The 1984-nt window shown below is 66.9% G+C and carries 2 protein-coding genes; both read right to left on the bottom strand.

Annotation, left to right across the window (positions count from 1 at the left end; all coding sequences use genetic code 11):
- The coding region (locus AC3XYG_RS16490) for an ABC transporter permease (RefSeq protein ID WP_489140936.1) at nucleotides 1–1004 on the bottom strand (1004 nt) is incomplete at its 3' end.
- Between the two features lie 4 nt (nucleotides 1005–1008).
- A partial coding sequence (locus AC3XYG_RS16485) for an ABC transporter substrate-binding protein (protein WP_489140935.1) occupies nucleotides 1009–1984 on the bottom strand: 976 nt, incomplete at its 5' end.

Genomic DNA, 1984 nt, shown 5'->3' with positions numbered 1-1984 from the left:
ACACCGACGACGATGGTGCCGCCGAGCACCGCGTTCATGTCGGCGTTCAGCAGCGAGTTGGTGATGTACTGGCCGAGGCCCGGCCAGGCGAACACCGTCTCGGTCAGCACCGCGCCTTCCAGCAGCCCGGCATAGGACAGGGCGATGACGGTCAGCAGCGGCACCTGGATGTTGCGGAAGGCATGGCGCCAGATCACCGCCCGTTCCGACACGCCCTTGACCCGCGCCGTGGTCACGTATTCCTGGCGCAACTGGTCGAGCATGAAGGACCGCGTCATCCGGCTGATATAGGCCAGGCTGTAATAGCCGAGCAGCGCCGCCGGCAGGATCAGGTGGGACAGCGCGTTCCAGAACACGTCCCATTCGCCGGCCAGGATGGCGTCGATCGTGATCACCCCGGTGACCGGGTCGACCAGCCCGTCATAGAAGACGTCGAGCCGCCCGGGGCCGGCGACCCAGCTGAGCTTGGCATAGAACAGCAGCAGCCCGACCAGGCCGAGCCAGAAGATCGGCACGGAATAGCCGATCAGCCCGACCACACGGACCAGATGATCCGGCCATCGCCCGCGATGGACCGCCGCCATCACCCCGACCGGCACCCCCGCCAGGATGCCGATCAGCACGCCGAGCGTCGCCAGCTCCAGCGTCGCCGGGAACACCCGCTCGATATCCTCCAAGACCGGCCGCGAGGTCAGCACCGAGGTGCCGAGATCACCCGACAGCACGTCGCCGACATAGCGGCCGAACTGCTGCCACAGCGGCTTGTCGAGGCCGAGCTCCAGCCGCGCCTTCTCATAGACGTCGCGCGGCGCCCGGTCGCCGACCACGGCCAGCACCGGGTCGATCGGCACCACGCGGCCGATCAGGAAGGTGATGAGCAGCAGGCCGAAGAACGTCGTCACGACAGAGGTGACGACGCCCGCGATCCGGTGCAGCAGGCTGCCGCGGAGCCGGCGGCGCAGGCCGGGCCGCGGCGGGAGTGGCTGAAGGTTGGTCGCAGTCACGGGGTCAGGGCTTCCTGCCGGTCCAATAGAGGTTCCTGTCATAGGTCGCCGACCAGGTGAGGCCTTCGACGGTCTTGCGGCTGGCGATCACCTCGGACAGCTGGAACATGAAGGCGAAGGGCGACACGTCCATGTGCTTGCGCTGCAGGTCGGCATAGATCTGCGCCCGCTTGGCGCTGTCGGGCTCGAGCACGGCGCGCTGGGCCTCGGCCGTCAGCGCCGCATCCTGCCAGCCATTGGCCCAGGCCGTGGTTTTCGAGGCCGGGTTGTCGCCATTGTCGGTGTTGATGGCAAAGGTCCCGGCATTGGAATCCGGATCCTCATAATCGGGCCCCCAGCGGCCGATATAGACATCGTGGTTGCGGGCGCGCTGCTTGGTCAGGACCTGCCTGGCGTCGCCCGGGATCAGCTCCAGCGTCACCCCCGCCTGGGCGAAGCTGGCCTGAAGCGCCTGGGCGATGTCGATGTAGGGCGACTGGTTGATCACATCCATCGTGGTCTTGAACCCGTCCGGCAGGCCGGCCTGGGCCAGCAGCGCCTTGGCCTTGGTGACGTCGAGCCTGAACGGCTGGTCGTCGATCGCGCCCAGCATGCCCGCCGGGACCAGGGTCTGATGGACGGTGGCGAGGCCATGCATGATGGTCCCGACGATGCCGTCATAGTCGATCAGGTATTTCAGGGCCTGCCGCACCTCCGGCTTGTCGAAGGGCGGGTGCAGGACGTTGAAGCTGACATAGAAGATCGACATCTTCTGCACCGGCTCAAGCGTGATGTCGGCATTGCCCTGCAACGACTTCAGCTGGTCCGGGGTCAGGTTGCGGACGACGTCGACATCGCCCTTCTGCAGCAGCAGCAGCCGGGTCGAAGCGTCAGGGACATGGCGGATGAAGACCCGGCGGAAGCCCGGCTGGCCCTGCCAGTAGCCATCGTTCCGGTCGAGCGCCAGCAGCTCGCTGGGCTTCCAGGACGCCAGCTTGAAC

It is taken from the genome of Inquilinus sp. (assembly GCF_057815775.1).
This window is presented reverse-complemented; position numbering and strand designations above follow the sequence as displayed.